At 54.0% G+C, this 2,500-nt stretch carries 1 tRNA gene and 2 rRNA genes (1 of these 3 cut by a window edge); all 3 read right to left on the bottom strand.

Features of this window, described 5'->3' with window-relative positions:
• Positions 1-84 precede the first annotated feature (84 nt).
• Positions 85-161: transfer RNA gene (locus G6N73_RS10200), tRNA-Met, on the bottom strand.
• Between the two features lie 128 nt (positions 162-289).
• Positions 290-404, bottom strand: a 5S ribosomal RNA gene (gene rrf, locus G6N73_RS10205).
• A gap of 156 nt (positions 405-560) precedes the next feature.
• Positions 561-2,500, bottom strand: a 23S ribosomal RNA gene (locus G6N73_RS10210) (it continues 860 nt past the right edge of the window).

Genomic DNA, 2,500 nt, shown 5'->3' on the forward strand with positions numbered 1-2,500 from the left:
ATTGATTCTGTTATGGGGCGCTTCCATCATCAAAAACAAAACCCCAGCAACTTATTCAGATTGCTGGGGTTTTTCATGTTGGGTTGGTTGCGGGGACAGGATTTGAACCTGTGACCTTCAGGTTATGAGCCTGACGAGCTACCGGGCTGCTCCACCCCGCGCCACCTTTTCCACGAGCTGAACCCGTGAAGACAGAGCCGGCCAAAACAAAGGGGCCGCGTTGAGCGGCCCGAAATCCCGTTTTGGCGGGCCTCATCGATAAGAGAAGATTTCAACATGCGCTTGGCAGACCTGGCAGCGACTTACTCTCCCGCGTCTTGAGACGAAGTACCATCAGCGCTGGAACGTTTCACGGCCGAGTTCGGAATGGGATCGGGTGCAGCCGCTCCGCCATAACCACCAGGTCGGCAAAGAGCATGTTGTTTCGAGAAGCTGGATTGAGGGAGTAGTGATCAGTGATCAGTCAGTAGCGATTGCCGAATTTGCCGGCGATCTACTACTCTCTACTCACTCTTTTTTTGCGCCCTCCATCGCATCCGCGATAGGCATTCGAAATGAGAACGATCAAGCCAATCGAGCTATTAGTACCGGTAAACTTCATGCGTTGCCGCACTTCCATACCCGGCCTATCAACGTGGTCGTCTTCCACGGCTCTCAGGGAATACTCGTTTTAAGGTGGGTTTCCCGCTTAGATGCCTTCAGCGGTTATCCCGTCCGGATATAGCTACCCTGCTATGCGGCTGGCGCCACAACAGGTCCACCAGAGATCCGTCCATCCCGGTCCTCTCGTACTAGGGACAGATCCTTTCAATATTCCTACACCCACGGCAGATAGGGACCGAACTGTCTCACGACGTTCTGAACCCAACTCACGTACCGCTTTAAATGGCGAACAGCCATACCCTTGGGACCTGCTCCAGCCCCAGGATGCGATGAGTCGACATCGAGGTGCCAAACAACCCCGTCGATATGGACTCTTGGGGGTCATCAGCCTGTTATCCCCGGCGTACCTTTTATTCGTTGAGCGATGGCCCTTCCACGCGGGACCACCGGATCACTATGACCGACTTTCGTCTCTGCTCGACTTGTCAGTCTCGCAGTCAGGCAGGCTTATGCCATTGCACTCAGCGAACGATTTCCGACCGTTCTGAGCCCACCATCGCGCGCCTCCGTTACTCTTTAGGAGGCGACCGCCCCAGTCAAACTACCCACCATACATTGTCCCGGACCCGGATAACGGGCCGCGGTTAGACATCCATAGTGATAAGGGTGGTATTTCAAGGATGGCTCCACCCGAGCTGGCGCCCGGGCTTCAAAGCCTACCACCTATCCTACACATGCCACTACGAATGCCAATGTAAAGCTATAGTAAAGGTGCACGGGGTCTTTCCGTCTAACCGCAGGAACCCCGCATCTTCACGGGGAATTCAATTTCACTGAGTCTATGCTGGAGACAGCGGGGAAGTCGTTACGCCATTCGTGCAGGTCGGAACTTACCCGACAAGGAATTTCGCTACCTTAGGACCGTTATAGTTACGGCCGCCGTTTACTGGGGCTTCGATTCAGAGCTTGCACCCCTCCTCTTAACCTTCCAGCACCGGGCAGGCGTCAGACCCTATACGTCGTCTTGCGACTTCGCAGAGCCCTGTGTTTTTGATAAACAGTCGCTACCCCCTGGTCTGTGCCACCCTCCTACGGTTGCCCGCAAAAGGGTCACGCTTCTTCCGAAGTTACGCGTGCAATTTGCCGAGTTCCTTCAGCATAGTTCTCTCAAGCGCCTTGGTATACTCTACCAGTCCACCAGTGTCGGTTTCGGGTACGGTCTATAAGTGGGAGCTATTTCCTGGAACCACTTCGCTGCCAGATCAATCCAATAAGATCTGACAACACACGTGATCCGTCACTACCCACAGGCCCACGAATATTAACGTGGTTCCCATCGTCTACGCATTTCTGCCTCGACTTAGGGGCCGGCTAACCCTGCTCAGATTAGCTTTAAGCAGGAACCCTTGGACTTTCGGCGGGGGAGTCTCTCACTCCCCTTACGTTACTCATGTCAGCATTCGCACTTCTGATACCTCCACCACCCCTCGCAGGTATGGCTTCATCGGCCTACAGAACGCTCCGCTACCGCTCGACCCTTGCGGATCGAACCCTAAGCTTCGGTGTATGGCTTTAGCCCCGTTACATTTTCGGCGCAAAGACCCTTATTTAGACCAGTGAGCTGTTACGCTTTCTTTAAATGATGGCTGCTTCTAAGCCAACATCCTGGTTGTTTTGGGATCCTCACATCCTTTCCCACTTAGCCATAACTTGGGGACCTTAGCTGTAGGTCAGGGTTGTTTCCCTTTTCACGACGGACGTTAGCACCCGCCGTGTGTCTGCCGACTAGTACTCCCAGGTATTCGGAGTTTGGTTAGGTTTGGTAATCCGGTGAGGACCCCTAGCCCATCCAGTGCTCTACCCCCTGGGGTATTCGGTCGACGCTCTACCTAAATAG

It is taken from the genome of Allomesorhizobium camelthorni, assembly GCF_011045125.1.
GTDB lineage: Bacteria > Pseudomonadota > Alphaproteobacteria > Rhizobiales > Rhizobiaceae > Allomesorhizobium > Allomesorhizobium camelthorni.